A 3,479-nucleotide genomic window follows, 5' to 3' on the forward strand; every position below is an offset into this window, starting at 1 on the left:
GGGAGGATCGGGGGATGCCGATGGGGTAGGGCGGAATAAAACCTCGCGGGAGGCGTTCTCCCATGTATATTCAGATGCATACAAAAAGGAGGGGCATCGTGAACGAGACGAACAACTGGCCCGGGATGCAGTTCGGTGTCATGACGGTGAGCGACATCACCCAGGACCCGACCACCGGCAAGACCCCGAGCGAAGCCCAGCGCATCCAGGACACGCTCACGATCGCCAAGCACACCGAAGAGGTCGGGCTCGACGTCTTCGCGCTCGGTGAGCACCACAACCCGCCGTTCTGGTCCTCGTCGCCCACGACGACGCTGGCGTACATCGCCGCGCAGACCGAGCGCCTCATCCTCACGACCTCCACGACCCTCATCACCACGAACGACCCGGTGAAGATCGCCGAAGACTTCGCGATGCTGCAGCACGTCTCGGGCGGTCGCACCGACCTCATGCTCGGCCGCGGCAACACCGGCCCCGTCTACCCCTGGTTCGGCAAGGACATCCGTCAGGGCCTGCCGCTGACCATCGAGAACTACGACCTGCTGCACAAGCTGTGGCGCGAGGACGTCGTGGACTGGGAGGGCAAGTTCCGCACGCCCCTGCAGGGCTTCACCTCGACCCCTCGTCCGCTGGACGGCGTTCCCCCGTTCGTGTGGCACGGTTCGATCCGCACCCCCGAGATCGCCGAGCAGGCCGCGTTCTACGGCAACGGCTTCTTCGCCAACAACATCTTCTGGCCCAAGGAGCACTACCAGCGCCTCATCACGCTGTACCGCGAGCGCTACGCCCACTACGGTCACGGCACTCCCCAGCAGGCGATCGTCGGCCTCGGCGGCCAGGTGTTCATGCGCGCGAACTCGCAGGACGCGGTGCGGGAGTTCCGCCCCTACTTCGACAACGCGCCCGTGTACGGCCACGGCCCGAGCCTCGAGGACTTCAGCGAGATGACGCCGCTGACCGTCGGCTCGCCGCAGCAGATCATCGACCGCTACGCCGCGATGCGCGAGACGTTCGGCGACTACCAGCGCCAGCTCTTCCTCATCGACCACGCGGGTCTTCCCACCAAGACCGTGCTCGAGCAGCTCGACATCCTCGGCGGCGAAGTCGTCCCGGCACTGCGCAAGGAGTTCCAGAAGAACCGCCCGGCCGAGGTTCCCGACGCGCCCACGCACGCCAACCTCGTCGAGAAGATCTACGCCGGTGCGGCTCCCCGCCAGGCCGTCCCCGGCGCCAACCGCGGCGACAATCTCACCGCAGGCAGCCCCTACCAGGACGCCCCCGCGAAGGCCGGCAGCGCCTTCGGTGCCGCCGCGACCCGAGTGGGAGCCTGACATGACCGCCCGCCGTATCGCGGTCGTGACCGCGGGGCTGTCCACGCCGTCGTCGACGCGCATGCTCGGCGACCGTCTCGCCCACGCCGCGCTCGCCGAACTGCGCGAGCGCGGGATCGACGCCACCGCCGACGTGTTCGAGCTGCGCGACTACGCGCACGACCTGACCGACAACCTGCTGACGGGGTTCGCTCCGCCCGCGCTCGAGCAGATGATCAACACCGTGGTCTCGGCCGACGGCATCATCGCGGTGACGCCGATCTTCTCCACGAGCTACTCGGGGCTGTTCAAGTCGTTCATCGACGTGCTCGACCCGCAGGCGCTGACGGGGACCCCGGTCCTCCTCGGCGCCAACGCCGGCACGGCCCGCCACTCGCTCGCGATCGACTACGCCATCCGGCCGCTGTTCACCTACCTGCACGCCAACCCCGTGCCGACCGGCGTGTTCGCGGCATCCAGTGACTGGGGCGCGACCGCCGACGAGGTCGCCCCGTTGGGTGCGCGCGTCGACCGCGGCGCGCGGGAGTTCGCCGATGCGATCGCCGTCCGGGAGCCCGTGCGCGACGCCGATCCCTTCGACCCCGCCTCGTACCTCGGTGCCGGGAAGTCGTTCGGACACCTCCTCGGGGGTCTCTCCGGCGAGTGATCTCCTACGAAGCCCCGTCGCCCGTCCGTGGCGGCGGGGCTTCGTGCTGCCGGGCGCGCCCTCGCGCAACCTCAGCCGCTCGGGGGAGCGCCGGGCGGAGGTCGTGCCGATCACCGACGTCGCACGGGGCCCCTAGGGTGAGGGGCATGGATGCCGAGCAGTGGGACGAGCGGTACCGCGCCTCCGCCGGAGGGGTGTGGGCCAGCGAGCCCCCCGCGACGGTCCGCGAGATCGCTGAGGCGCTGCGCGCCGGCACAGCGATCGACGTCGCCACCGGGGACGGCCGTACCGCGCTGTGGCTCGCCGCGCGAGGGTGGAGCGTCACAGGGGTGGACTTCTCGGCCGAGGCTCTGGCGATCGCCGCGGACCGACCCGGCGGCGACGCCGTGTCGTGGGTGCGCGCCGACGTGCACGCGTGGGAGCCGGCGGCATCCGTCGACCTGGTCGTGTCGTGCTACCTGCACCTGACGGACAGTGCGGCGGCGGTCGCCCGGATCGCCGACTGGGTCGCGGTGGGCGGAACCCTCGTCGTCGTCGGTCACGACGTCGAGAACATCGCCGCCGGGGGCCACGGCCCCTCCGACCCCGCGATCCTCTACACCCCCGAGCTGCTGCGGGGCGCCCTCGACGAGCGGTTCCGCATCGAGCGCGGCGAGCGCGTGGTCCGCGGCACCGCGGATGCCGAGCTGCGCGGCGGTCATTCCCACGCGGCCGTCGACACGGTGCTGCACGCCGTGCGGGTGGCCTGACCCGGGTCAGAGCACGATGTCCGCCGTGCTCCGCAGTTCGCGGACCCCGGCGGGACGGACGCCGGGACGCGCGAGGACGTCGGCGCCGGCGAGGTCTCGGACGTCGACACGCGCCTCGGCCGCGATCTCGCGGATCGGCACCTGGAATGTCCGGAACGCCCCGAGCGGCGGCACGGTCAGCCCCTGTCGCGTGTCGACGAGATCGCTCTGGTCGAGCACGAACCCCGCCGCGGCGAGGCGCTCGCCGGTGCGCCACACCGCGATCTTCCAGAACCGCAACGGAACACGGATGCCGCGATACGGCGGATCGTCGTCACCGAGCACGGGCGCGGTGAACACCGCGATCCGCTGGTCGGTGCTCTCGGCGTAGGCGAGGACGTGATCCTCCAGTCCCAGCCACAGCTCTTTCGACTGGTTGAACCCCGCCGCCTGCGGGGCGGCGTTGGGGTAGAAGAACGTCGCGGCGGTGGCATCCCGAGCCTCGGACGCACTGCCCCACCCGGGATCGCGACGCCGCACGAGGTGACCGCGATCGAGGTCGTTGCGGCTGTACACCTCGGGGCCGGCCTGGGTCGTCGCGGGGGCGCGCGGGTCGAGCCGCCACTCGCCCGCGCGCGGCGGGTCCTGTAGGCGCGCGCCGTCGATGACCACTCCGGTGACCGCGGCGAAGCGCCGCACGGGGTCGAGCAGCACCGAGAAACGCGGGTAGTCGAGCCGGATCGTGTCGACGGCGGGCGAGGGGAGGGGCAGGGG

The 3,479-nt window shown here is 71.1% G+C and carries 4 protein-coding genes; 3 read left to right on the top strand and 1 reads right to left on the bottom strand.

Going from position 1 to position 3,479, the window contains the following annotated elements; translation table 11 throughout:
- Positions 1-125 precede the first annotated feature (125 nt).
- The 3 genes from LQV45_RS21420 to LQV45_RS21430 all read left to right on the top strand — a co-directional run bounded on the left by LQV45_RS21420 (position 126) and on the right by LQV45_RS21430 (position 2,726).
- Positions 126-1,331, top strand: coding sequence for an LLM class flavin-dependent oxidoreductase (locus tag LQV45_RS21420; RefSeq protein WP_230008735.1), 1,206 nt, complete (start codon positions 126-128; stop codon positions 1,329-1,331).
- 1 nt (position 1,332) lies between these two features.
- Positions 1,333-1,977, top strand: a complete 645-nt coding sequence (locus LQV45_RS21425; RefSeq protein WP_230008733.1) for a CE1759 family FMN reductase — start codon at positions 1,333-1,335, stop codon at positions 1,975-1,977.
- A gap of 146 nt (positions 1,978-2,123) precedes the next feature.
- Positions 2,124-2,726, top strand: coding sequence for a bifunctional 2-polyprenyl-6-hydroxyphenol methylase/3-demethylubiquinol 3-O-methyltransferase UbiG (locus LQV45_RS21430; RefSeq protein ID WP_230008734.1), 603 nt, complete (start codon positions 2,124-2,126; stop codon positions 2,724-2,726).
- Between the two features lie 6 nt (positions 2,727-2,732).
- Here LQV45_RS21430 and LQV45_RS21435 read toward each other — a convergent pair.
- The coding region (locus tag LQV45_RS21435) for a DNA/RNA non-specific endonuclease (protein WP_308288910.1) at positions 2,733-3,479 on the bottom strand (747 nt) is incomplete at its 5' end.

This window comes from Microbacterium sp. Bi128 (assembly GCF_918698205.1).